The organism is Halobacillus campisalis, assembly GCF_030345335.1.
Taxonomy (GTDB): Bacteria; Bacillota; Bacilli; order Bacillales; family Halobacillaceae; genus Halobacillus_A; species Halobacillus_A campisalis.
This window is the reverse complement of record NZ_JAPVRC010000007.1, coordinates 207539-230769: the sequence shown is the minus strand read 5'-3', so window position 1 is coordinate 230769 and position 23231 is coordinate 207539. Positions and strand designations below refer to the sequence as shown.

22 protein-coding genes, 2 pseudogenes and 2 other annotated features are annotated in these 23231 nt (G+C 40.7%); of the genes and pseudogenes, 14 read left to right on the top strand and 10 right to left on the bottom strand.

Annotation, left to right across the window (positions count from 1 at the left end; translation table 11 throughout):
* Positions 1–18 precede the first annotated feature (18 nt).
* Genes O2Q26_RS15205 through O2Q26_RS15190 form a run of 4 tightly spaced genes read right to left on the bottom strand, consistent with a single transcriptional unit; the run spans position 19 to position 3995 of the window.
* Positions 19–840, bottom strand: coding sequence for an ABC transporter ATP-binding protein (locus O2Q26_RS15205; RefSeq protein WP_289216715.1), 822 nt, complete (start codon positions 838–840; stop codon positions 19–21).
* Positions 840–1877: a FecCD family ABC transporter permease gene (locus tag O2Q26_RS15200; RefSeq protein ID WP_289216714.1), complete on the bottom strand. Its 1038-nt coding sequence runs from the start codon at positions 1875–1877 to the stop codon at positions 840–842. The genes O2Q26_RS15205 and O2Q26_RS15200 overlap by 1 nt, the downstream gene beginning before the upstream one ends.
* Positions 1874–2911, bottom strand: a complete 1038-nt coding sequence (locus O2Q26_RS15195) for a FecCD family ABC transporter permease (RefSeq protein ID WP_289216713.1) — start codon at positions 2909–2911, stop codon at positions 1874–1876. The genes O2Q26_RS15200 and O2Q26_RS15195 overlap by 4 nt, the downstream gene beginning before the upstream one ends.
* A complete protein-coding gene (locus O2Q26_RS15190; RefSeq protein ID WP_289216712.1) occupies positions 2904–3995 on the bottom strand; it encodes an iron-siderophore ABC transporter substrate-binding protein in 1092 nt (363 codons plus the stop codon). Before O2Q26_RS15190 ends, O2Q26_RS15195 begins: the two co-directional genes overlap by 8 nt.
* 1284 nt (positions 3996–5279) lie before the next feature.
* Here O2Q26_RS15190 and O2Q26_RS15185 point away from each other — a divergent pair.
* Positions 5280–6314, top strand: a complete 1035-nt coding sequence (locus O2Q26_RS15185) for an NAD(P)/FAD-dependent oxidoreductase (RefSeq protein ID WP_289216711.1) — start codon at positions 5280–5282, stop codon at positions 6312–6314.
* Between the two features lie 603 nt (positions 6315–6917).
* On the opposite strand, the gene O2Q26_RS15180 is transcribed toward O2Q26_RS15185, so the two are convergent.
* Positions 6918–7076 carry a DUF1540 domain-containing protein gene (locus O2Q26_RS15180; RefSeq protein WP_289216710.1) on the bottom strand — a complete coding sequence of 53 codons (159 nt, stop codon included), beginning with the start codon at positions 7074–7076 and terminating at the stop codon, positions 6918–6920.
* A gap of 692 nt (positions 7077–7768) precedes the next feature.
* On the opposite strand from O2Q26_RS15180, the gene O2Q26_RS19165 reads away from it, so the two are divergent.
* The 8 genes and pseudogenes from O2Q26_RS19165 to O2Q26_RS15145 all read left to right on the top strand — a co-directional run bounded on the left by O2Q26_RS19165 (position 7769) and on the right by O2Q26_RS15145 (position 15832).
* Complete coding sequence (locus tag O2Q26_RS19165) at positions 7769–8011, top strand: hypothetical protein (protein ID WP_491624964.1); 243 nt, start codon at positions 7769–7771, stop codon at positions 8009–8011.
* A gap of 85 nt (positions 8012–8096) precedes the next feature.
* Positions 8097–8920: pseudogene (locus O2Q26_RS15175) on the top strand (lipid II flippase Amj family protein).
* Positions 8921–9078: 158 nt separating this feature from the next.
* Entirely contained in the window at positions 9079–9252 is a 174-nt protein-coding gene (locus O2Q26_RS15170; RefSeq protein ID WP_289216709.1) for a hypothetical protein, read from the top strand.
* A gap of 569 nt (positions 9253–9821) precedes the next feature.
* Positions 9822–10044, top strand: a binding site (T-box leader).
* Positions 10045–10075: 31 nt separating this feature from the next.
* Positions 10076–10300, top strand: a binding site (T-box leader).
* Positions 10301–10348: 48 nt separating this feature from the next.
* A complete protein-coding gene (gene thrS / locus O2Q26_RS15165) occupies positions 10349–12295 on the top strand; it encodes a threonine--tRNA ligase (RefSeq protein ID WP_289216708.1) in 1947 nt (648 codons plus the stop codon).
* Between the two features lie 716 nt (positions 12296–13011).
* Positions 13012–13668, top strand: a complete 657-nt coding sequence (locus tag O2Q26_RS15160; RefSeq protein ID WP_253936882.1) for a peroxiredoxin — start codon at positions 13012–13014, stop codon at positions 13666–13668.
* A gap of 118 nt (positions 13669–13786) precedes the next feature.
* Positions 13787–14152 carry a hypothetical protein gene (locus O2Q26_RS15155; protein ID WP_289216707.1) on the top strand — a complete coding sequence of 122 codons (366 nt, stop codon included), beginning with the start codon at positions 13787–13789 and terminating at the stop codon, positions 14150–14152.
* A 204-nt stretch (positions 14153–14356) separates the two neighbouring features.
* Complete coding sequence (locus O2Q26_RS15150) at positions 14357–14785, top strand: hypothetical protein (protein WP_289216706.1); 429 nt, start codon at positions 14357–14359, stop codon at positions 14783–14785.
* Positions 14786–15484: 699 nt separating this feature from the next.
* Entirely contained in the window at positions 15485–15832 is a 348-nt protein-coding gene (locus tag O2Q26_RS15145; protein WP_289216705.1) for a hypothetical protein, read from the top strand.
* Between the two features lie 245 nt (positions 15833–16077).
* Here O2Q26_RS15145 and O2Q26_RS15140 read toward each other — a convergent pair whose 3' ends face one another.
* The 4 genes and pseudogenes from O2Q26_RS15140 to O2Q26_RS15125 all read right to left on the bottom strand — a co-directional run bounded on the left by O2Q26_RS15140 (position 16078) and on the right by O2Q26_RS15125 (position 17561).
* Positions 16078–16329, bottom strand: coding sequence for a DeoR/GlpR family DNA-binding transcription regulator (locus O2Q26_RS15140; RefSeq protein ID WP_289216704.1), 252 nt, complete (start codon positions 16327–16329; stop codon positions 16078–16080).
* Between the two features lie 101 nt (positions 16330–16430).
* Positions 16431–16694: pseudogene (locus O2Q26_RS15135) on the bottom strand (divalent metal cation transporter); the annotation flags it as partial.
* A gap of 94 nt (positions 16695–16788) precedes the next feature.
* Positions 16789–16956 carry a hypothetical protein gene (locus O2Q26_RS15130; protein WP_289216727.1) on the bottom strand — a complete coding sequence of 56 codons (168 nt, stop codon included), beginning with the start codon at positions 16954–16956 and terminating at the stop codon, positions 16789–16791.
* A complete protein-coding gene (locus tag O2Q26_RS15125; RefSeq protein WP_289216703.1) occupies positions 16887–17561 on the bottom strand; it encodes an Nramp family divalent metal transporter in 675 nt (224 codons plus the stop codon). The genes O2Q26_RS15130 and O2Q26_RS15125 overlap by 70 nt, the downstream gene beginning before the upstream one ends.
* 214 nt (positions 17562–17775) lie before the next feature.
* Here O2Q26_RS15125 and O2Q26_RS15120 point away from each other — a divergent pair, with 214 nt between their 5' ends.
* Complete coding sequence (locus O2Q26_RS15120) at positions 17776–18330, top strand: DUF488 domain-containing protein (RefSeq protein WP_289216702.1); 555 nt, start codon at positions 17776–17778, stop codon at positions 18328–18330.
* Between the two features lie 213 nt (positions 18331–18543).
* On the top strand, positions 18544–19023 hold the full coding sequence (locus O2Q26_RS15115; RefSeq protein WP_289216701.1) for a hypothetical protein: 480 nt from the start codon (positions 18544–18546) through the stop codon (positions 19021–19023).
* 27 nt (positions 19024–19050) lie between these two features.
* Here O2Q26_RS15115 and O2Q26_RS15110 read toward each other — a convergent pair whose 3' ends face one another.
* Complete coding sequence (locus tag O2Q26_RS15110; protein WP_289216700.1) at positions 19051–19173, bottom strand: hypothetical protein; 123 nt, start codon at positions 19171–19173, stop codon at positions 19051–19053.
* Positions 19174–19334: 161 nt separating this feature from the next.
* Here O2Q26_RS15110 and nagE point away from each other — a divergent pair, with 161 nt between their 5' ends.
* From nagE to nagB, 3 genes are read left to right on the top strand one after another with little or no spacing between them, the layout of a single operon-like run.
* Complete coding sequence (gene nagE / locus O2Q26_RS15105) at positions 19335–21263, top strand: N-acetylglucosamine-specific PTS transporter subunit IIBC (RefSeq protein WP_289216699.1); 1929 nt, start codon at positions 19335–19337, stop codon at positions 21261–21263.
* A gap of 54 nt (positions 21264–21317) precedes the next feature.
* Positions 21318–22502: an N-acetylglucosamine-6-phosphate deacetylase gene (gene nagA, locus O2Q26_RS15100; protein WP_289216698.1), complete on the top strand. Its 1185-nt coding sequence runs from the start codon at positions 21318–21320 to the stop codon at positions 22500–22502.
* On the top strand, positions 22499–23230 hold the full coding sequence (gene nagB, locus O2Q26_RS15095) for a glucosamine-6-phosphate deaminase (protein WP_289216697.1): 732 nt from the start codon (positions 22499–22501) through the stop codon (positions 23228–23230). The genes nagA and nagB overlap by 4 nt, the downstream gene beginning before the upstream one ends.
* Position 23231: the final 1 nt, after the last annotated feature.

Sequence of the window (23231 nt, the reverse complement as noted above, 5' to 3'; positions counted from 1 at the left end):
GGCTTAGAAGGCGTATTTTTATCTGAAGGCAGGGTTTTGCTGAATCACATGATGGCGACCAATTGGAATAACAGAAGGCGATCCTGATACTGGGTCTTCAATCACAGTAGAATGTAGCCCAAAAATGTTCTCGATCAGTTCGCTAGTGATTACGTCTGAGGGGTCTCCTTCTGAAATGAGTTCTCCTTTTCGAAGCGCAAAAATGTGATCGGCATAACGGGCTGACAAGTTGATATCGTGCAGCACCATTACAATCGTAGTGCCGTATTTCTCGTTCAAATCAGTAAGCAAGTCGAGAATCTCAACTTGGTAGGTGATATCCAAAAATGTGGTCGGTTCATCCAAGAACAGAATATCTGTTTGCTGGGCTAGAGCCATCGCAATCCATACGCGCTGTCTTTGACCGCCGGATAGCTCATCAATATGGTTGTTGGCAATTTCGGTCACATTCATAATCTCCATCGCTTCGGCTACGGCTTCATAGTCTTGCTTCGACCACCCGCTGAACATGGATTGATGGGGGAAACGACCACGCCCTACTAAGTCGGCGACAGTAATCCCTTCTGGAACGATCGGGGACTGTGGAAGAAGTCCAAGAATTCGGGCCAATTGCTTGGAAGGAATGCTGCTTAGCGCCTTTCCGTCTAGTTTGACCTGCCCGGAGGAGGGTTGAATAAGCCGCGCCATCGTTTTGAGAAGGGTCGATTTTCCGCAAGCGTTGGCCCCTATAATAACACTGATTTTGTTGCTGGGTATTTCAAGACTAATATTGTTTAAAATCGTTTTCTGATCATATCCAGCGACGATATTCTCAGCTTGAAAAAGATGAGTCGGTTTCATTACAAATCTCCTTTTCGGTTCATTCGAATGAGCAAGTAGATCAAGTAAGGAGCACCGATAATGCCGGTGATGATGCCGACCGGATATCGCACGTCGAAGGCGAACTGGCCTATCAAATCTGACGCAAGGACCAAGTTGATACCTACCAGACCGGATGGAATCACATTAGACATTCCTGCCCCTACTAATCTTTTTGCTATGGGTCCGGATAAAAATGCGACAAAAGCGATCGGACCCGTTGTAGCGGTAGAGAGAGCGATCATCCCGACGGCACTTAAGATCAGCGCTACTCTCACTTGATTCGTCCGAACGCCCAAGGTCGTAGCGGACTGCTCTCCCAGCTCTAGAATACTTAATTGTTTTCCTAAGACAATGAGAATGGGGGCGAAGATCAGCACGATTACTAAAAGTGGTGTGATTTCATCCATTTGAATGCCGTTCAGACTTCCGCTGAGCCATCTGAGAGCTGCAGGAATGTCTTGTTCGTCTCCAATCAGCAGAAGGTAGGAAACCGTGGCATTCAGCATCGCTTGAATCCCGATACCGACTAGAATGACACGCCCAATCGAGAACGATTTCCCTTTTGAAAGAGAGAAAAAGTATAAACATAGGACTGTGACCAGCCCGCCAATCATGGCTGCAATTGATACGACGGTATTGTCAGCTTGAAGGACAATAATGCAGAAAACAGCGGCCGCGCTTGATCCGGAAGTGATGCCGATGACATTTGGATTGGCAAGAGGGTTTCGAAGCATCGTTTGGAACGTGTTGCCCGCCATTCCGAAAGCGAATCCAGCAAGTACACCAGCCAGCATTCTAGGAAGACGAAGCGTACCGACTGCAAAAGAAGCACCACTCACCTGTTCTCCCATAAGAACACGGAGGACATCTTGAACCGGATAAATGGTATTGCCGAGTAACAGCATTGCCCACATGAGTAAGAAGGCTAGGGCGGCTAGGGTCCCAGTGATTGTAAACCATCTGCGTTTTCTTTGACGTCTGCCAGTTATAATATAATCAATAGTTTGAGTTTTCATAATGAACGCACTTTCGCTTTCATAGCTAGAATGATAAGAATTGGTGCTCCGATGAACGCTGTGACGACCCCGACTTCCAGTTCTCCTGGACGGCCGATAAGCCTACCGAACACATCGGAAATCGTTAGAACGACAGCTCCTGCTAGCGCAGACATCGGAATAAGGTAGCGCAGGTTTGAACCGAGAACCAGGCGGATGACGTGTGTAGCTAGAAGTCCCACAAAGCCGATAGGACCTACAAGGGCTGTAGTCGCACCGCATAACAGAACGGCAGCGATGGCTGCAATTAAACGCAGTGTACTTGTTTTGACACCGAGTCCTGTTGCCAGTTCATCTCCGAGCGCCATTGCATTCAGTGCTGAAGCCGAAACGACTGCAATAAAGAATCCGACGACAAGAAAGGGGATAAACGTCTGGATCGATCCCCAGTCGGCTACGCCGACACTTCCCACTTGCCAAAACCGAAACTGATCCATTACGTAGGAACGTGGAATCATGATGGCAATTACTAGAGAGGAAAGGGCAGCGCTTGTCGCAGCTCCTGCCAATAAAAGCTTAAGCGGGGTTGCACCACCACGCCCCATCGAGCCTACGCCAAATACGAGAATTGAAGTGAGCAACGCTCCAGATAAAGCGAACCAAATGTACTGCCCTGATGTACTAATATTGAAAAAAGCGATTCCTGCGACGACAAACAAAGCCGCTCCCATATTAACACCGAGGATGCTTGGGTCTGCTATCGGGTTGCGTGTGACCGCCTGCATCAGCGAACCAGAGACCCCGAGTGCCGCCCCGCACATCATACTGAAAATAGTACGTGGAATCCTTTTCTCAACAACGCTTGCACCGTAAGAATCTGCCTCTGGACTAAACAAGCCATTCATGAATTCCTGTAAGCTGACTGGTCGGGAACCAAAAACTAATGAAGCAATTACACTGATTCCAAGAAGCACTAAACCAACCACAAGTACCGAAGTGAAATACTTCGGTACTTGTGGACTTACATATTGTTTTTTATCCGCTAGACTATTCATTCACTACAGCAGCCGCTTCTCCAAGTAGTTTTAAGTATTCATCCAGGGTGTAGCGGATGGATAGAGGGTTCGGAGTCAATGATGCTGCAAGTGGAGTGGCGTCTCCAACAAACACAACAGAACCATTCTTGACCGCTGGTATTTCTCCCAAGAGCGGATCGTCTTGGACCGTTTCTAATAAACTTGCATCGCCGTAGCTTACAATAATATCTGCACCGTTTAGCACGTCAGCGTTCTCAGCGCTGACCGTGATGGAAAAACCGGAATCTTCTTTGATTTCGTTCAAGACACTCTCCGGATACTTCATGCCGAGCTCTTCAAGGAATTTACCACGGGGGTCGTCTGGTGTATAAATATAAAGTTGAGACAGGTCTTCGGCCGAAATGCTGGCGAAAGCAACGGTTTTACCTTGGATTTCAGGGTATTTACTAGCTGTTTCTTCGATAAACTGATCTGTTTCTTCAACTAGTTGTTTACCTTCTTCTTCCATGCCCATCCCTTTGGCATTAATAATCACCTGATCGCGCCAAGGTGTGACCCATGGGCCATTGTTGTAAGCGACCACCGGTGCAATTTCACTAAGTATATCGTAATCTTCCTGCTTGATACCGGAATAAGCGGCAAGAATGACATCAGGGTTGGAATCGGCTACCGCCTCGAAATCAAGACCGTCGGTATCCTGGAATATGTTTGGATCTTCTGCACCAAGCTCATCAAGTTTTTCCTTCGTCCAAGGAAGCATACCGCTGTCATCCTGGACACCGTAGTTCGCAGCGGAGAAACCAACCGGAACAACTCCAAGTGCAAGCGCTATATCATGGTTGTTCCACTGAACTGTTGCTACCCGTTCTGGTTTTTCTTCAATAACCGTTTCACCAAAAGCATGTTCGATAACAATTGGATATTTATCAGATGTTTCTTCATCAGATCCACCATCTGCTGTTGTTTCTTCCTCTGTCGTCTTTGTGTCAGAAGATGCATCCTCTTCTGAGCCAGCGTCTTCAGCTGAACATCCAACGAGTACAAACATAATGAACATTGAAACTAAAATACTCCAAAAAGAAATGGTTCTTTTTGCTGTCATTCCACTTACCACCTTATCTATTTTTTAATGTTAAGACTTATTATCTATATTGATAATGTCTTTGATAATGATTATCATTCACAATGATATAGAGACTATTCGGAATTGTCAACGCATATTCGAGGACATGTGGGCTTTAAAATTAATTCAGATAAATAATTAGAATCAAACTTATTGATGATAGTCTGAATTTATATGCTTATATATAGTTACTCATAAAGAACTATTACTAGAGCTTTTCAAAGGTGAGTAATCTAATAGAGAAGGAAATAATAGGAATAATGGAATTTGAAGATAGCAGATTGGATAGTAACACAGAATTTTTAAAAATAAATAAGGAGCGGTGTAACTTTTCAAAATAACATAACCTTCCTAGAAAGCATATATAAGATTTATGATGAAATTAGGCATGAAATCTTCAATTTTATCTTGTATGTCTTAAAGAAGAATGGATGTATGACGAACCATTCTTCTTTAGAGAGAAAGAGGGGAACCAGGCTATCCAAAGCTTTTTTTGGTTGTAGGAAAAGTGTAGAATCAAAGATGATTTTTTTGTTGGGTCACTTTAAGTTGATTATTTAATCCCTGGCACACTATTGTGTCAGGGATTTTTTTAACATAGGTGAATCCTTATAAAGAGAGAGGGGAAACAGCCCGGTGTGTGAAAGGGGAGGTTTATTTATTGCTTATTCACCTCCACATATCTCTTTTCTAAGGAGTTTCTAACATACCGTATGTCTAAATGGCTATGATTTTTTCTAGTAGCGTATACCAGCAGATAAAAAAGCCTTCTCTTCAGGATAAACCGGCATAAATAAAAGTGAATTTCCTAACCACTAGCCCCACATCTCTGGAATGAAATAGAGGGATTTATTCTACTGGATAGTTGCTACCTATAATTAAATATTTGAAATCAAGATAACCTTCAGAAGCATATAAAAGCCTTATGGAGTAGAACAAGTATTAAATGACGAAGGTTTGAAGATATTTGTTCGGATAATAGCTTGCTATTAGGGACTTCAGGCAAAAAACTTTTGTCTGGGGTTTCTGTGATTATTGATTTATATATAAACCTAAAATTGAGGCAGCTAAACTAAAAGCAGAATTGGCACTATTATGACTTCCGGTTTCAGGAAAAGGAGTACCCTATCCAGCTTCAATATGAAATAAAATCGTCTGATCTGTTTAGATGGGCAATATTTATAACTTTGTTCGAATAAATATTGATAATGATTATCAATTGCATTAGACTGTAACTAACAACGATAAAGGAGCGGTAGCGATATGCATGATGTAATCATTATTGGTGGAGGGCCTGCTGGACTTTTTTCAGCTTTTTACAGTGGATTGCGTAAAATGAAAACGAAAATCATAGAGAGCCACCCTTTCCTCGGTGGTAAAGTACATGTTTATCCTGAAAAAATGGTTTGGGATGTCGGGGGGGTTCCACCTGTTACGGGGCAACAATTGATAGATCAACTCGTCGAACAGGGGAAGACTTTTGATCCTGATGTTGTACTCGGGGAAAAAGTGAAGTCAATTGAAAAAGTGAATGGCGCGTTTAAGCTCTTGACCAGTTCAGGTCAGGAGCATTGGTCAAAAACAGTCATCGTGGCTGTCGGGGGAGGGATTATCGAACCAAAAAAGCTTGATATTCAAGGTGCAGAGAAATTCGAAGTGAGCAATCTGCATTATACGGTTCCCTCGCTTCAACGATTTATTGAAAAGCGCGTTTTAATCTCAGGTGGAAGCCACTCTGCAATTGATTGGGCGAATGAACTCGCTCCGTTGGCTGAACGAGTGGATTTGGTCTATCGTAAAGAGGAATTGAAGGGCCACGAGGCGAGTATTGACTTATTGATTGAACAGGGAGTCCATTTGCATGAACAGTCTTCGATTCAAACGTTAGCGGCAGATCCAAACGGTCAATGCATTGAGCAAGTGATTCTGGATCACCCATCCAAGGGAATAAAGTCTGTTCAAGTCGATGAAGTTATCATCAGCCATGGGTTCAATCGTGACTCTTCCTTGCTTGATGAGAGTCCAATTGCATTAGAGCGTGTGAAAGATTTCTTCGTAAAAGGAAACGTCCAAAGTGCTTCATCTGTACCTGGTCTTTACGCTGCAGGAGATATCCTTCATCATGAAGGCAAGCTTCATTTGATCGCAGGCGCCTTTCAGGATGCAGCGAATGCGGTCAATCAAGCGAAGCGTTTCATTGATCCGGATGCAACAGCAGGTGCTATGGTATCCTCTCACAACGAACGGTTGGATGAACATAATAAGAAGTTGAAAGAAAAGCAGATGGCTGAGATTTAGTTATGTGCGAAGAGGTGGTGTTTAAATTGAAACCCACCTCTTTTTATAGCTTTAAAGATGTACAGACCAATATTCTAAACGTAACGTCGTGAAAAAATTCATCATGATAATAATGCGACAATGAACAGTTGTAGGGATACGATGGGGAGAAGGCGCATATGATTGACCACACCTTAGCTCAGGGAGAGGGCTATCACTCATAAATAAGCTTTTTCCTTACGTTCAAGATAAAGGAAAGATGTAAAGGTGTCTGGTGGAATATTGTCAGTTTAAAATACATCTTAAAGCTCTTACCTGACTTGTAGATAGGTTATGGTGGTCAGTTAGATAAGGTTTATGATCCCTTGAAGACAAATGGACTTAATGTATTGGAACCCTAGAAAAATCTCCAATATCATTTGAAGTATATATCAAATTTTTAGGTGGGAAGGCAAATCAATGAAAAATTGTCGGTAGAGAATATGTCGGTTGCTTTTCCACATACGAGGAAAAGAAGTTGGTGTAAAGAGAGGAACAATGAATGCGGCTCGATTCAAAAAAAAGAGATTACTTCATCAGAGGTAATTAGCCATTTTACAGACTACAAAAAACATATAGAAAAAATTATGCATCTCTCGGTTCAAAAGTCTTGCAATCAGTTTCTTTTTGGGAAGAAGCTGTTTTGCCAGACTCACTAATAATAAAAATAGACGTTGCAGTACATCTTTCCCCACCTTCATTATGAACGCAATTCTTTACTTCGCATAATACATCTAAAGCCAATTTATTCACCTCCCAATGCTTTAATATTATACCCACTTCTTACACTCATGAATCAATCTCCTTCCTTTATAAAATCAGACTTTCATCGGTGTTACTCCTTTTAGGTGGAGAGGTACACAAAGGCATTAAATAATATGTATTTCAACTGTGACATACATCCTATGAAACCGTATCTTGTTGATCCTAACTCTCTCGGTGAGCATAAAATATGGCGTACTTGCTGTTATTTTCATAAGTTAGATAAAAAGAAGGTAAGTCTCACGCATTGTCTTGTATGTCCTCTTCAGAGTTCTAATGATTGTTCTTAATATTGAAAACTTTGAAGTAAATATTGAAAAGAAATGAATAAAAGTTATGTGTAATTTATAGTAGTGTTATCCTGATATCGAGTATTCATCTAAAGATGCGTTAGAATAATACCTACATTAATATCTTGAAATCAAGTCTTTCACTATAGTGGCGATTGTTTAATAAGAGCAATCGCTTTTCGCTTCTAGGTAGTATTGTTTAATATTGAACTTCGGGATAAATACGTCTATGAGATTAGAAAAGGATTGCTATTATTTACGTTGAATTTATAGAATTAGGGCAATAGCATTAGAATGATGAAATATTTAGATATGCATTGAACGTCTTTAAAATGGGATTAAGGAGAATGACGTAATGAAATCAGTTGAAAAGAAAAGGAAGGTATAAAAAAGTATCGAGAAGAATTAAGAAAGAAAAAAGAAGATGAACAATCCACCTTTTCAGTTGTTATAATTATTTCCATTTTCGTCATATTGATGGTCCTTGACGCTTATATTAAAAGCTTTGAATGCTGGGTAAAGAAAAACAATGAAGATTATCTTGAATTCAAGTCTTCACGTAAAGGGGGCGATTATCCAATAAGGGTGGTCGCTTTTTTAATAGGAAAAATGATAGTAAATCAATAAAACAAGTAGACTTACGAATCCAAAATATAACCAAATTATGTTAAAATTCCTATGACAATAATTGAGTAGGAATAGAGGTTTTTTCTTGGAGTTTCTTACGGATAAAGTAATATACATATCTCTATTTATTTTAGTAATACATACAATAGAAACACTTGCATACGCTGTACGACTCTCTGGGGCAAGAGTAGGGCTAATTGCATCTGCTTTATCTCTCTTTAATTTGATGGTTATTGTATCAAGAATGGCTAACATGATGCAGCAGCCTTTTACTGGAAGTTTGGTGGATACTGCCCCAAGCTCAAATACTTTAGAGTTTGTCGAATCTCAATATAGGATCATAATAGGAGCTTCCACTCTAGGGACATTAGTAGGTGTCATTTTATTACCAACATTTGTAGCGTTATTTTCACGATCCATCATTCATCTTTCTAAACAAGGAGGGTCCATTCCTTCATTGTTTAAGACAATATTCTCACTATCTCACTAGAGTATATTAAAAGAGGCTTGAATCAACTGCACTTTCCAAGTAGAAATGATCTAACAGGGTTCTCACTAGCTCATATTCCAAAAAGGTTATTTTTAATAAATATGGTTGTAACTTCAATATATACTATAGGCGTTTTGTCTGCTTTATATGCAGCACTATTAGCGCCAGAGAGAGCTTCTACTGCTATTATGGCCTCGGGGTTGATAAATGGAATAGCTACTATCTTATTGGTGGTGTTTGTGGATCCTAAAATCTCAGTAATGGCTGACGATGTGATAAATAAAAGAGGTGACTATCTTAAATTAAGGAATGTTTCTTTGATGATGGTAAGCTCAAGGCTTCTTGGTACTCTATTGGCACAACTCTTATTTATACCGGGAGCTAAATACATTGCTTGGTTCACTAAATTTATCGTTTGATTGAAAGACTCGAGCATCTCTTAAGGTAATGAAAATATCTTGAAACTGAGTTTTCCGGTAACGGGGGCTATTCTGTAAGACTTCAAAGTGTTCAAAAACAAAAATAACAAGGATATGTCATTAAATATAGGTTTAAGCAGTAGGAGGAGAATTGCATAATGAACAGTAGGATTAAAGATGGTATTAAATCTGCCCTTGCTTATGCAGTCGCTGCTATTCTCTTCGAATACTTTATATACGGTGAAATAAGATGGGGACTTGTGATAGGGGTAATGGTAGGTGGTTTTGCGTTTCCTATAACAGGTAACTTTCGGCGCAGAGACAAATCATAAAGAACCTCCACCTTTTCGATTCTTCAACAAACGGAGTGTTTTACTGCAAAAAAAGAATTTCATTAAAAATCAGTTGATAATCTTGAGCTACGTAAAGACAAATTATCTCGAAATTAAGTTCCAGAAACGGGGGCTTTAGTTGAAGAAAATAAAATCTCAAAACTAAGTTTTTAGGTGAAGGAGGTAAATCTTTGATTATTGCTATACTCTTACTCTCTGCATTGTTTTTTATAATGTTAAAAATTCCAAATTTGAGTTCAAGAAAACAGTTCAAAAAAAATTATCAAGTACAAATTCTTATTGCATTTCTTACGGCCAGCTGTATATCAATAATTGTTTTATTCCTTGATACAGTCAGTGTAGAAATTAGGTTCACATTATTAGGCATGGGTATTATATCGATATTGGCTAACCTAAATTCGGCTATATCTATTTACATACAACAAAAGAAGATATCTTGAAGCTGAGTCTTATAGAAAAGGGGGCTTATCTTAAATAATCTCCTAATAAATTTCTCGTATTGTATTGACTATATTTGGCAAAAAATATATAGTAAAATAAATTTAAAATGAATTGCGATGAAAAGGACAAGAGTTATTAGGATCGGTTACCAGAGAGGGAAGAAAAGGTGAGAACTTCCTAACGCAGCGTAATAACTTACCACCTTGGAGCTGTATGGACGAAAGATGAGTAGTTCATGCCGTAGTGCTACGATACAGCAAACCGAAGCCATTACTTTATAAATGTAATGGGAAGTTGGGTGGAACCACGAGTACAACACTCGTCCCTTTTTTTAGGGACGGGTGTTTTTTAATTGAATAAAGTTATAGTCATGAAGAGGACAAGAGCTATTAGGACCGGTTACCAGAGAGGGAAGGAATGGTGCAATCTTCCTAACGCAGCGTAATAGCTTACCACCTTGGAGCTGCCTGGGCGAAAGATGAGTAGTTCATGCCGTAGTGCTACGATACAGCAAACCAAAGTCATTACTTTAAAAGGTAGTGGGAAATTGGGTGGAACCGCGGGTAAAACCATACTCGTCCCTTGTAAAGAGGGATGAGTGTGGTTTTTTTATTATATAAAAGGATGTGTATGTATGAGTCATAAAAAAATGGTAATTTCGTTTCCAGATGGCAGCAAAAAATCTTACTTAAAAGGGAATACATTGGAAGATGTTGCCCAATCTATAAGTCCCAGTCTCAAGAAAAAGTCAGTAATTGGGAGGGTCAATGGAATCTTATATGATATGCAGAGACCTATCAACTCTAACGCTGAGATTGAATTATTTCCACTTAATTCTCCAGAGGGATTAGAGGTGATGAGACATACCGCAACGCATATTATGGCTCAGGCCGTTAAGCGACTTTTCGGAAGAGTGAATCTAGGTGCGGGTCCTGTGGTGGAGAATGGTTTTTACTATGATATTGATACGGATCAAAGTATATCTAAAGATGATCTATCTAAAATTGAAAAAGAAATGAATAACATTGTAGCTGAGAACTTGTTAATTAGACGTGAGTTAATATCTAGAGATGAAGCTGAAAGCATTTTTTCGAATGATCATTTAAAGCTGGAGCTATTAAAGAAAATTCCTCCAGAAGAAGATGTCTCCATCTACAAACAAGGGGAATTTATAGATCTATGCAGAGGCCCCCATTTACCGTCAACTAAATTTCTTAAAGCTTTTTCCTTAACAAATATCTCGGGGGCTTATTGGCTGGGGAATAGTGATAATGAGATGTTACAACGAATATATGGCGTAGCTTTTCCATCCGAAAAAGAACTAAATGAATACTTTTATTTTTTGGAAGAAGCCAAAAAGAGAGATCATCGTAAATTGGGAAAGCAACTTGAATTGTTTATGTTCTCAGATGAAGCTCCAGGGATGCCATTCTATTTAAGTAATGGTCAAGTGATAAGAAATGAGTTGGAAGCGTTCCTTAGAAGTTTGCAAGAATCGTTTAATTACAAAGAAGTGAAGACTCCACTAATGATGAATCAGAGGTTGTGGGAACAATCGGGACACTGGAATCATTATAAAGACAATATGTATTTCTCTGAAGTTGACCAGCAGCATTTCGCTCTTAAACCAATGAATTGCCCAGGTCACATGCTTATTTTTAAGGACCGTTTGCGCTCCTATAGAGACCTTCCTATTCGTATGGCTGAATTCGGTCAAGTTCACCGTCATGAATTCAGTGGAGCATTAAACGGATTACTGAGGGTTCGTTCCTTTTGTCAAGACGATGCTCATATCTTTGTCACACCCAATCAGATAGAAGAAGAGATCACTTCAGCCTTGCGGTTGATTGATGATGTTTATCGAACTTTTGGTTTCAATTATGAGATTGAGCTATCTACTCGTCCTGAAAAATCTATGGGTGACACACGCCTGTGGGATCAAGCTGAAGGCGCACTTAAAAATGTATTAGAGAAACTAGGTTACGATTTTAGATTGAATGAGGGGGACGGTGCTTTTTACGGGCCTAAGATTGATATCCATATAAAAGATGCCTTGAATAGGAGTCATCAATGTGCAACTGTCCAGCTTGATTTTCAAATGCCGGAAAAATTCGATCTGGAATATATCAATGAACATAATGAAAAAGTTCGTCCAGTGGTTATTCACCGGGCTGTGTTTGGATCCATTGATCGCTTTTTAGGCATACTCATTGAGCATTACGGAGGAGCATTTCCTACATGGTTAGCGCCTATTCAAGTGAAGGTACTCCCTGTATCAAACGAAGTTCATAAAGAATATTCGGATCAAGTAATGAATCGGTTAAAACAAGAGGGAATTAGAGTGGAAAAGGACAGTAGAGAGGAAAAGTTAGGGTACAAGATTAGGGGAGCTCAAATAAACAAAACACCCTTTATTCTTGTGCTAGGAGACAAGGAAGTTGAAAAAGGATATGTAAACGTTAGGTCCTATGGGAATAAAGCAACGAAAGAAATGGAATTAGGTGAATTTGTTACAGGTATTAAACAGTCTATAGCTAATAAAGGTTTACTTGATATAAATAATATCCAAGTACACTTATAGTAAGTATTTTCTGTAGAGCATAGGAACTCTTCCATCTGGTTCCTATGTCTTTATTTTAATTTTTTATCTCGAAACTGAGTCTTACAGAATATGGGGCTTTACTTAAACAAGGTGATCTGCGATTGCCTTGCTGGAGGTGTAGTAAGATACATAGAAAAATATTTTGGTTGGGATTCTTAATGTTTACAGCTGGAGGCCTAGCTTTAGCTATTATGGATAATGAATTAAATGGCAGTAATCTTTTTTCTTATATGATTGCTACTATTGGGTTGCTTCTTACTGGGTTATCTAAAATTGTAGAAAACAAACACTCGTGAGGGTTATCTTAGAGGGAATTTCGCATTATAGAATACTCTAACAATCCATTCGGCGGAAAATTACACTGAATAAATAAATAATCTTAAATAGAATTACTCAAAAAGGAGATGTATCTAATGACTGTGCTGGTATTTAGTGGGTTATCTTAGTACCAGAACGTGTCCCCCCTTCTCACGTTTACATCCATGGGAGGACCTCCTAAACATGTTAATCTTTTTACTACTATATGGAAAGGAAGGGGTGCACATGAGATTATTTAGAATTTAATCCTTCGAAAACCGAGCACCTTGAACAGTGATTAAGTCTTTTGTACCACTATCTAAATTCCATGATTAACCACCCCGGGTCTGGTGGTACATATACCCAAGAGGGTTTATATTTTAAAAGGAGGTAGAAAAATGGAACAAACAGAAATGAATCACCAAGTACAAATGCCAAGAATCGGAGATGACGCACCAACTTTTAATGCGGCTACCAGTCAAGGAAACATCTCGTTGGAAGATTATAAAGGCAAGTGGCTTGTGCTATTTTCTCATCCATCAGATTTTACCCCGGTATGCACGACAGAGTTTGTCGGGCTTCAGGAAATCTACCCTGAATTAAAAGAAATGAACACAGAACTGCTTGGATTAAGCGTTGATAGTGTCCCATCTCATATTGCCTGGATTAGAAGTATCGAAGAAAACTTTAATACGAACATAGAATTTCCAGTTATTGCTGATCTTGATAAACAAGTGGCTATGAAATACGGGATGATTATGCCAGGTGAAAGTCAGGTAGAAACAAGCCGCGCTGTATTTGTTATTGACGATAAACAGAAAATCCGGTCTATCATCTATTATCCACTGACAACCGGAAGAAACATGCAGGAAATCCTCCGTCTGGTGAAAGCTTTACAAACGACGGATGAACACGGCGTATCCACTCCTGCTGATTGGCAGGAAGGTGACAAAGCAGTTGTTTCACCACCGAAATCCCAAGAAGAAGCAGCTAAACGTGCTGAGGAAGAAGGCATTGAATATATCGACTGGTATATTTCTAAAAAAGATGTATAACCAGGGAGGCAGGCTGTCCTAATGGGCAGCCTTTTTTTTTGCTTAGTAAAAGGTTATTGTCTTATTTCGCTATCGGGGGCTATTATTCAATAGAGTAACCTGGAGAGGAGATGCTAGGGTGCATAATATGCAAAAGAAATTATTGGGGAGTATATCCATATTATTATTGCTGTTAATAGTAGCTTGCGGACGTGAAGATGATAATGTTAATAATGCTGATTTCCAAGGTTCAATTAATGAAGTAAAAGAAAATAGTATCATCGTAGGCGAAGATGATGTAGACCCAGAAGCATCTTATCCAACATATGAAATTCTGATCGACGATAAGACTAAGTTCAGTGGAGAAGTGGAAGCTTTCAAGGATTTAGATAAATTTGTAAACCAAACTGAGCATTCAATTGTGCATTTATGGGTGATTGACAAAGGGCAAGATAACGAAATCGACAATAGGATAGTGAGCAAAGTTATTGTAGAAAAAGAGTAAACCAAATAGCGAGAATCTCAGTTTCAAGTTTTCCTGAACTGAGGGCAATTCTAAAATAGAAGAATTGCCCTCTTCTTAACGTTTTTGACAGGATAGTGGAAGACTTAAATTTGACATAATCCATGTTAATAAAAGGGGGAAAATCCCAATTATGATAAACTTAGATTATCTAAGTTTAGTGTATAAAGGCAGGTGTGTTTAAAAATGAAACGTATTTTAATGTTAGCTACACTTTCTTTCGTCTTTTTGTTATCAGGGTGTATTGGTGAAAGTTATGATTTTACCCCTCCTAGTGTTTCACTAGAGCAAAAAGAATTAGAAGAAGCAAATATAAACTGGGATTCTGATAAAGAGTACACAAAAGAAACAGAAGATATTTTATCATTGGCAAAAGAACAAAAACCATTGTACTTTAGTTCTGGTGAGCAAGTGACAATATTATTTGATAGTCAAGATTTTGCAATCGAGGAACTAAGCGCTCAGGTGTGGCAGAACGATAACAAGACTGAATTGCAGGTAAACGATCAAGATTTCTCTCTCCCAAAAGAAAAAGGGGAGTATGTCGTTGTTGTAGACCTTATTTCAGATAGTGGAACTGCTCAGTACGTTGGGAACATCGTCATTAATGAATAAGATAAGCAGAGTTGATTCTTATTCGAAATTCCTGTGTGTTCAAAAAGTTCAAAAATAAATGGTAATTAAAGTAACGGGGGTAATTCCGAAGCAAAAGAATTGCTCTCTTCTTAATGTTTACAGGCGTATTGTGAAATTCGAGATAATAGCATTAAATGGTTCCTTATAACGAAACGAGTATTGTGCAAAAGTGTTCTATTTGAAATAATTGGTAAGTGTGAGGTTTACGATCTAAGCGATTATGATCCCGATTTCACCAGCTTTAACTTTTTCGATAGGCTTACATTATGCAATTATTGTAGGAAATGGCTTCGCAGGTATAATAATGTTTTTTATTTTTCCTGCTATTTTTATAGTCGGTCTTGTACTTTTATTTGTTGGGATTTTTAAATAGAAGCTGTTGGGGGCAAACCTGAAACATTGAAGAGCGAAATAGTAGGATTAAGTCTTTAAAATGGCAGCTTTTCAAACATTTCATGATTATTGGTTACAGTAGCTATTTTTGCATGGATTTGATTATCGATCATTTCGCATTCTTAGAGAAGCGTATTTGCAAATATCACAAGATTTAATCTAAAAGTATCGGGGGGATTTCTTAAAAGAACACTCGCCCTGATTATTTAACAATAGGGAGCCTCTAAAATGTAGTTTTTTAAGTGACGGCAATGGAGCATTTAATAAGCGCAAGGGGGTTACCAAATGCCGAAAAGCAAAAGCAAAATGTTCTTCATTATTGCATCTTTACCTATTATTTTGATGGGGTGTTCCATGCAAGAAGGAACTTTTATTCAAGGAGACATAACAGAAGTTAACAAAGAAAGTGGAGATATGGATATCGAAATCGAAGCATGGACAACAATTGGCAATGCAGGATCTTCTACAGAGTCATATGAATTTGAAAAGAAGCCAGATGCACAAACTATACGAGTTTCCAATCCAGAAAAATATGAGGAAGGGCAAAAAATAGAGGTGAAAGTTATCAAAAATTATGAGGAGAATGTCTGGGATATAGATAGATTAAAATTTGAAGTAGAAAAGGTAAATTAGAGTATTAACGTATTGGGAGCGTTAGTTGATAATCCTGATGATCTCGATAACAAGTCTTCTGTAATCGTCCCCCTTTTTTATTTTGTGAAGAGAAGGAGGGGGTTATTAATTTAGAAATGTATTGAAATTTATGTAAAATAACATTAGATGAAAAAGCCAGCCTAATTAGGCTGGCTTTTTCATGGTTCATTCATGTAAACCTCACATCAGATTATTAGCTATCGATGAGCGTAATGCCTTGTGTTTCATAAAACAGACAATGTGATTAGAAACCGTGTCCAATTTATCTTGGTCACCATACTTAATACTTCGGTAGAAATAGACGCCATTTTTCGTTTGATGAGTGCTTCTGAAGAACGAAGGATGCTGATTCCTATTTCAAGATCAAAGTTATAAACCCCCATAATGTAAAGGTCTGCCCTCATAGAATTCAATGCTTCAAAGGTGTCTAAACCTAAATTCACCATCGACTGTTTAAATAAGGTTCCTCCGACCATGATGACCTCGATATCATTTTGGTTGGATAGGGCCATAGCATTCGATTGAAAGCAGCGATACAGATGGTTTATAACACTGGAACCCTCCCGATAGAGCAGTATTAAAAGATTCCAAAAGAGATGAGTGATAACGTAACGGTAATAAGGAAAATCAATGCACCAACAATGTTCACCCACAGAGGATTGGTGTGGTCTTTAAGAGTAATCCGGTTATTCATAGCAAACATAAGGAATAAAACGATAATCGGCAGAATCAATCCATTGGCATATTGAGCAAAAACAATTAGCTGAATCGGGTCATAATCAAGCGTTGCAAAAATGACCCCAACCAGAAGCACCACTATCCAAACTAGGCGGAATTTCGCTGAACGAAGGTTCTTTTCTCATTTCAAGGCGCCTGCAGTGGCATAAGCAGTTAACGGTTTCAACTGATCGGCCATGACACTGGGATTTTCGATTTCAGTGCCTAAAAGGAAAGCGACAGCAGCCGTAATGATGATAGCCACGTAGATGATACCGGATAGAAATGGTAGTAACAACGTCAAAGCGACTGTCTTTCAACTCTTCTTCTCCTTTGAATCGCTCCTGTACAACGGAAGATTGTAAGAATAAAGTATAGGGTACAATCGTTGTTCCAATGAGAGATACGATAAATATGACATTATCCGACCGAAACCGTAGGTACTAACCCCTGTGATCACAATAGCAGACATATCCGGCTGGATGACAATGGCTGTAATGACAAAGCTGAGGGTCATCGTCAGGATCAGTCCCACGAAAACGCGTTCAATGATTTTATACTTCCCAATCCATAATAGAACTCCGGCTGTCAATCCGATGATGATGGCCATAGTCCGGGTAGAAAGCCCAGTGATGGAAGACAACCCTATCGCGCCGCCCACAATGTTACCTGCATCATAAGCAGCACTTCCTATGAAAATAGCAGAAATGATTAATAACATAGTCAGCCATTTCAGAACGGGATGAGAGAATTGCTCTCGTAATATGGTTCTTAAATATTTTCTAGTAATGACACCTAATCTCGTAACCATCTCCTGTAGGAACATGGTTGCGATAACGGAAAAGATTAGTGCCCAGATCAGCGCATAGCCGAATTGTGCCCCTACATTACTAGCTGTAGTTACTGTTTCAGGTCCAACAATCGCTGCCGCTACAAAAGCACCCGGCCCAACATTCTTCGGACGCCTCTTGAACGTACTTTCCTTTTCCATAAGTTATCTCCCTTCACTTGATGGTATAAGTCCGAACCGTGATATACTTAATTTTAGTCAGACAAATTCCCTCTATTTGTGATTTTAATCCTTTCTTTTATGGAGCTTTCTCCATTCCCTCTCGTCGTTCGATCATGGGTTATCTTTCTAGTAAAATCTCTGAAAGTAAGGGGAGAGATTATAGAAAATTGTATTGTTGAAAGGGGCAGGGTTTATGAAAATTTATACGGTTGGGCATTCCAACCATGACAAGCAACCATTCCTAAAAATGCTTGGGACGGCTGATGTTGAATATGTGGCTGATATTCGTGCTTTCCCCGCCAGCCGTAAACACCCGCAGTTTAACGAGGATAGAATAGAAGATTGGCTTAGGGAAGCGGGTATCGAGTACCGTCATTTTCCGTTGCTCGGGGGCAGGCGGAGCCGGTCTGGAGAGGTCGGGGAAAATTTAAATGCGGGGTGGGATAACCACTCGTTCCACAACTATGCGGATTATACATTAACGAAAGAGTTTCAGGATGGACTGGAGGATTTAAAAGAGTTGGCCGAAGAAAAGAATCTTGTCTATATGTGCTCTGAGCGGCACCCTGCAAGATGCCACCGCCTGCTGGTCAGTAACTGGCTGCAGTCGAATGGCTGGGAGGTTTTTCATCTGATCAATGACTCTAAAGGAAAAACGGAGCTAGTCGGTCATGAACTTGGCCGATGGGGTGCGACGCCAATTGTCGAAGAGGATGGAACGGTAGTATATCCACCGCTTAGGGATTAATGTTCTAAACGAGAGGGAGCAGAGGTATAGAATCACTTGTCAGTGACTGCCAGTTTAGCAGAGCGGGGCAAGATACCAATAAAGATATAACTATATTGACTCAAAATAGCCGTAGTAACGATTTTTTCATAGTTATCAGCACTGCACGAATGGACTACAAACTTGAGGCAATTTTATTAACCTTTTTCGCGTATAGAATAGAGGTGCTGTATTTTGAGACGAAGAAAAATAATAATTAGTTTATGTATTTTACTCGGCACGTGCGTCCTCTTATTTATGTTGTATATTTTCGTCGGTCAGGAGTATGTGTACGCGAAGAAATATGCCGACACATTGTTAGAGTTTGATATACCTGAAAAAACAGAAGTGATCGAACGAGATTTTGATTATGGCGTTCTCTATGGAGGCGGTCCGTGGGGAAGTGGTGGTTATCCTACCGTTGTTGCCTATCAACAGGTGAAAACTAACTTGAGTGAACGAGATCTTTTTGAACATTACAATACTAAGGATTTTGAAATCTACTTCGAAGGTACAGAAGAGGTGCAGAAGAATGGTAAAGATCAAATCTGGTATGAAGGATCTATTAAAAATAAACGGGCGTTGAGTGCTGAAGAAAATAATGAACAGGCAATAGAAGCTGTTATTCAATATCGAAAGGAATTCAGCTATCCTTTTTTCATAGATTTATATTAAACGAATGGAATAAAAAAAGGGCTGCCCTCAATAGGGGGAGCGTATGTCGCAGAATTCTTTCCAAATCCTAACGATGTTAGACAGTTCTTCATCGTAGTCTGTTTGTCTGCTTTTAAATAAATCGATCACCTGTTGTTCTTTTTCGTTCATAAATCTTGCCTCCTAGAAGAAACACTAGTGTTGCTACAAGTGTAGCACATTATGAAAAGACTAATAATTTATTAATTGGTATAGACAACTATATATCTTAGTGGTACATTACTTATAAGGATAGTTTTCAGACAAAATAAAAAATTTAGAGGAGACTTGTCATGCTGAATTTCTTACAACGTATCGGGAAATCGCTGATGTTCCCGATTGCGACTTTACCTGCAGCTGCGCTGCTCGTGCGCCTTGGCATGGATGATATGTTTGATATCCCATTCGTGACGGCGGCCGGAAACGGTATTCTTGGAAATCTGTCACTGATTTTTGCGATCGGAATTGCGATGGGGTTTGCGAAAGATGGCAGCGGGGCTGCTGCACTCGCTGGTGCTGTCGGGGTTTTAGTACTTGAAAGTGGAATCGAAGGGATCAATGATGAAATTGATATGGGGGTATTTGCCGGGATCATCGCTGGTGTAATCGCCGGGATGCTTTATAACAAGTATCACGATGTGAAGTTCCCTGAGTTTCTTTCCTTCTTTGGAGGGAAACGGTTTATACCGATTATTACGTCTCTTGTCATGGTTGCTCTTTCATTTGTTTTTGGATACTTATGGGTGTACCCGCAATACGTATTGGACGCTACCGCCAACTGGATCTTAAATTCAGGTGAAATCGGTGTCGGTGTATACGGTGTGCTGAACCGCTTGTTTATTCCAGTCGGCTTGCATCACGTCATGAACACGATCATCTGGTTTGATTTTGGTACGTTCACGGCGGCGTCAGGAGATGTCGTACGAGGTGAAATCAACCGTTTCTTAAACGGAGATCCTGATGCTGGGTACTTCTTAGCCGGGTTCTTCCCGATTATGATGTTTGGACTTCCAGCTGCTTGTTTAGCGATGTATGCAGCAGCGAAGAAGCATCGTAAAGCGGCGGTTGGCGGCATGTTCTTAAGTATCGGATTGACTTCTTTCTTAACAGGGGTCACGGAACCGATCGAATTTTCGTTCATGTTCCTATCTCCACTGCTTTACTTTGTCCATGCTTTATTGACAGGGGCTGCGATGGTTGTAGCCTTTATGCTTGATATTCGTCATGGGTTCGGATTCTCGGCGGGGTTAATCGACTTTTCCTTGAATTACGGAATCGCACAGAATCCGTTACTGCTCGTTGTTGTCGGTTTAGTTTTTGCCGTTATTTATTTCGTGGTGTTCTACTTCTTGATCATCAAGCTCGATTTGAAAACGCCGGGCCGTGAAGATGAGGATGAAGATTTTGTGGAAGAAACACAGGAAGTCGGCCAGCCGGGCACTGAAATGAGCGATCAGGATGTCAAAGCCTATCGTTACATTGAAGCACTGGGCGGTGCGAATAACATTAAGTCACTGGATTACTGTACGACGAGGCTGCGTCTGCAGATGGCTGAGCGTGATCAGGTCAATGAAAAAGCATTGAAATCGTACGGTGCTCGTGGAGTGATGAAGGTCGGGAAAGAGAATCTTCAGGTCATCGTCGGCACGTCGGTCGAATTTTTAGCAGAAGCGATGAAGAAGCGAATGGAACAGGGAAATCCAGCTCCTTCACAACCTTCAACAGGGCAAACAAAGCAGAAGCAAACTTCCCGCGAACTGCGTCAGCTGAATGAAAAAGACTTCGTCATGCCGGTCAAAGGTACGGTGCTGCCTCTTGAAGAAGTTCCGGATGAAGTGTTTGCTCAAGGCATGATGGGACCTGGATTTGCTATTGATCCTGCAGAAGATACGTTCCGTTCACCTGTAAGCGGCAAAGTCGTTCAAGTTTTTCCAACGAAGCATGCGATCGGACTTGAAACGGACAATGGTCTGGAAATTCTCATTCATATTGGGCTTGATACAGTCAAACTGGACGGCAAAGGATTCGAAACGCTCGTACAAACAGGACAAACCGTTCAACAAGGCGACCCTCTCGTTCAGGTAGATGTTAATTTTGTGAAAAGTAATGCTCCTTCAATCGTGACGCCGCTTATTTTCACCAACCTGGAAAAAGAGTCATTGACGCTTCATAAGAATGGTGCGCAGTCTGAAGGACAGACAGGGATCATTACGATCCGCTAATATTCAGGGAGAAGCCTATTGCTTCTCCCTCACTTGATGAAAAGGAGTGAGACGATGGCAGAAAGTATCGAATTTACGAACGTCACAATTGTCACCGAAACGGAAACGCTTGAGTCCGGCTGTGTGTACGTGAAGGACGGAAAAATTACGGAGATTGCACGTGAGCCGATTGGTGGAGCGGAGCTGACGGTGGACGGAAAAGGGAAACAGTGGACACTCGTTCCTGGATTCATCGATGTTCATATTCATGGCGCCAATGGTCATGATGTGATGGATGCAAGTAAAGAAGCAGTGGCCGGGATGGCTGCGGTTTTGCCGAAAGAAGGGACGACCAGCTTCTTAGCGACGACGATGACCCAGTCAGATGAACAGATCACAAAGGCTGTGAAAAATGTCGGCGACTATATGGCTGAAAAGCAGGATGAGGGACGCGCTGAAGTGTTAGGGATTCATCTTGAGGGGCCGTTCATTTCTAAACATAAAGCAGGTGCACAGCCGGTGGACCATATTGCGCTGCCCTCCATCGATCGGTTTGATCAATGGCATCAGCTAAGCGGAGAAAATATACGGCTCGTTACGTTGGCTCCTGAAGTTGACGGGGCGCTTGATTTCATTAAGCACGTGACTGCCAAAGGTATCGTCGCATCAATCGGACATACGGAAGCGACATTCGATCAAGTGACCGAAGCGGTGCAGGCAGGTGCGCGTCACGTCACTCATTTATACAACCAGATGAGCGGCATGCATCATCGCGAACCTGGCGTTGTCGGCGCAGCTTTTTTACATGAAAAGTTAATGATAGAAATGATCGTCGACCATATCCATTCCAGACCAGAATCGATCCAGCTCGCTTATTATCATACGCAGGCGGACCGAACGATTCTGATTACCGATGCTATGCGGGCGAAGTGTCTTCCTGAAGGGGCCTATGACCTCGGAGGCCAGCAAGTTCACGTAAAAGGAAAAGAAGCCCGCTTATCGGATGGAACATTAGCGGGAAGTATTTTGACGCTTGAAGAGGCGGCTGCCCATATGAAACAGGATACGAATCTGTCGATCGAAGACCTCGTGTCCATTACTTCAACGAACGCGGCCAGGCAGTTAGGTGTAGATGACCAGAAAGGAAGTATCGCCGAAGGAAAAGACGCGGATCTGGTCATTTTAGATGAAGACTTCCGTGTCGTCATGACCGTGTGCCGCGGCATACTCGCACATGACCGCAGGGAGGATCAAGCATGAACATCATCATCACGAAAGACTATCAGGAACTAAGTGAAAAAGCATGCGGCATCATTGAGAAACAAGTGAACGACAAGCCGGATTCCGTGCTCGGACTGGCTACCGGAGGGTCTCCTTTAGGTACGTATAAACAACTGATAAACGGCTGTCAGGAGCGTTCCGTCAACTATGAAAACGTGAGCACGCTGAACCTTGACGAATATATCGGATTGGACAAAAACGATCCGCAAAGCTATCATTTTTTTATGAAGAAGCATTTATTTGACCACATTAATATCCGCTCGGAAAACACGTACATTCCAAACGGGAAGGCTGTGAATCTGGACGTCGAGTGTGAACGCTATGAACAGCTGATCGATGATATCGGCCCGCCAGATTTGCAGCTGCTCGGCATCGGGCAGAACGGACACATAGGCTTCAATGAACCTGGCACCTCTTTTCAAACCAAGACGCACATCATCGACTTGGAAGAGTCAACAAGGCAAGCTAACGCCCGTTTTTTCGATTCGTTGGACATGGTGCCGAAGCAGGCCATCACGATGGGGATTCAGTCGATTTTAAAAAGTGAAAAAATTGTCATCATTGCTTCAGGTGAAAGAAAAGCCGACGCCATTAGAAGCCTGCTGGAAGATGAACCCGACGAAAACATGCCTGCCTCTGCCTTAAGAGCTCATAAGCATGTTACGCTGATTGCAGATGAAGCCGCTTATCAAAAAGCCGGGCACTGAG

Bases quoted from the DNA above. Each gene is read 5' to 3' on its own strand.
- O2Q26_RS15185 (WP_289216711.1), top strand. From the start codon at position 5,280: ATGCATGATGTAATCATTATTGGTGGAGGGCCTGCTGGACTTTTTTCA.
- O2Q26_RS15195 (WP_289216713.1), bottom strand. From the start codon at position 2,911: ATGAATAGTCTAGCGGATAAAAAACAATATGTAAGTCCACAAGTACCG.
- O2Q26_RS15110 (WP_289216700.1), bottom strand. From the start codon at position 19,173: ATGAACGAAAAAGAACAACAGGTGATCGATTTATTTAAAAGCAGACAA.
- O2Q26_RS15160 (WP_253936882.1), top strand. From the start codon at position 13,012: ATGGAACAAACAGAAATGAATCACCAAGTACAAATGCCAAGAATCGGA.
- thrS (WP_289216708.1), top strand. From the start codon at position 10,349: ATGAGTCATAAAAAAATGGTAATTTCGTTTCCAGATGGCAGCAAAAAA.
- O2Q26_RS15145 (WP_289216705.1), top strand. From the start codon at position 15,485: ATGCCGAAAAGCAAAAGCAAAATGTTCTTCATTATTGCATCTTTACCT.
- nagA (WP_289216698.1), top strand. From the start codon at position 21,318: ATGGCAGAAAGTATCGAATTTACGAACGTCACAATTGTCACCGAAACG.
- O2Q26_RS15190 (WP_289216712.1), bottom strand. From the start codon at position 3,995: ATGACAGCAAAAAGAACCATTTCTTTTTGGAGTATTTTAGTTTCAATG.
- O2Q26_RS15125 (WP_289216703.1), bottom strand. From the start codon at position 17,561: ATGGAAAAGGAAAGTACGTTCAAGAGGCGTCCGAAGAATGTTGGGCCG.
- nagB (WP_289216697.1), top strand. From the start codon at position 22,499: ATGAACATCATCATCACGAAAGACTATCAGGAACTAAGTGAAAAAGCA.
- nagE (WP_289216699.1), top strand. From the start codon at position 19,335: ATGCTGAATTTCTTACAACGTATCGGGAAATCGCTGATGTTCCCGATT.
- O2Q26_RS15200 (WP_289216714.1), bottom strand. From the start codon at position 1,877: ATGAAAACTCAAACTATTGATTATATTATAACTGGCAGACGTCAAAGA.
- O2Q26_RS15205 (WP_289216715.1), bottom strand. From the start codon at position 840: ATGAAACCGACTCATCTTTTTCAAGCTGAGAATATCGTCGCTGGATAT.
- O2Q26_RS15150 (WP_289216706.1), top strand. From the start codon at position 14,357: ATGAAACGTATTTTAATGTTAGCTACACTTTCTTTCGTCTTTTTGTTA.
- O2Q26_RS15140 (WP_289216704.1), bottom strand. From the start codon at position 16,329: ATGGTCGGAGGAACCTTATTTAAACAGTCGATGGTGAATTTAGGTTTA.
- O2Q26_RS15170 (WP_289216709.1), top strand. From the start codon at position 9,079: ATGAACAGTAGGATTAAAGATGGTATTAAATCTGCCCTTGCTTATGCA.
- O2Q26_RS15120 (WP_289216702.1), top strand. From the start codon at position 17,776: ATGAAAATTTATACGGTTGGGCATTCCAACCATGACAAGCAACCATTC.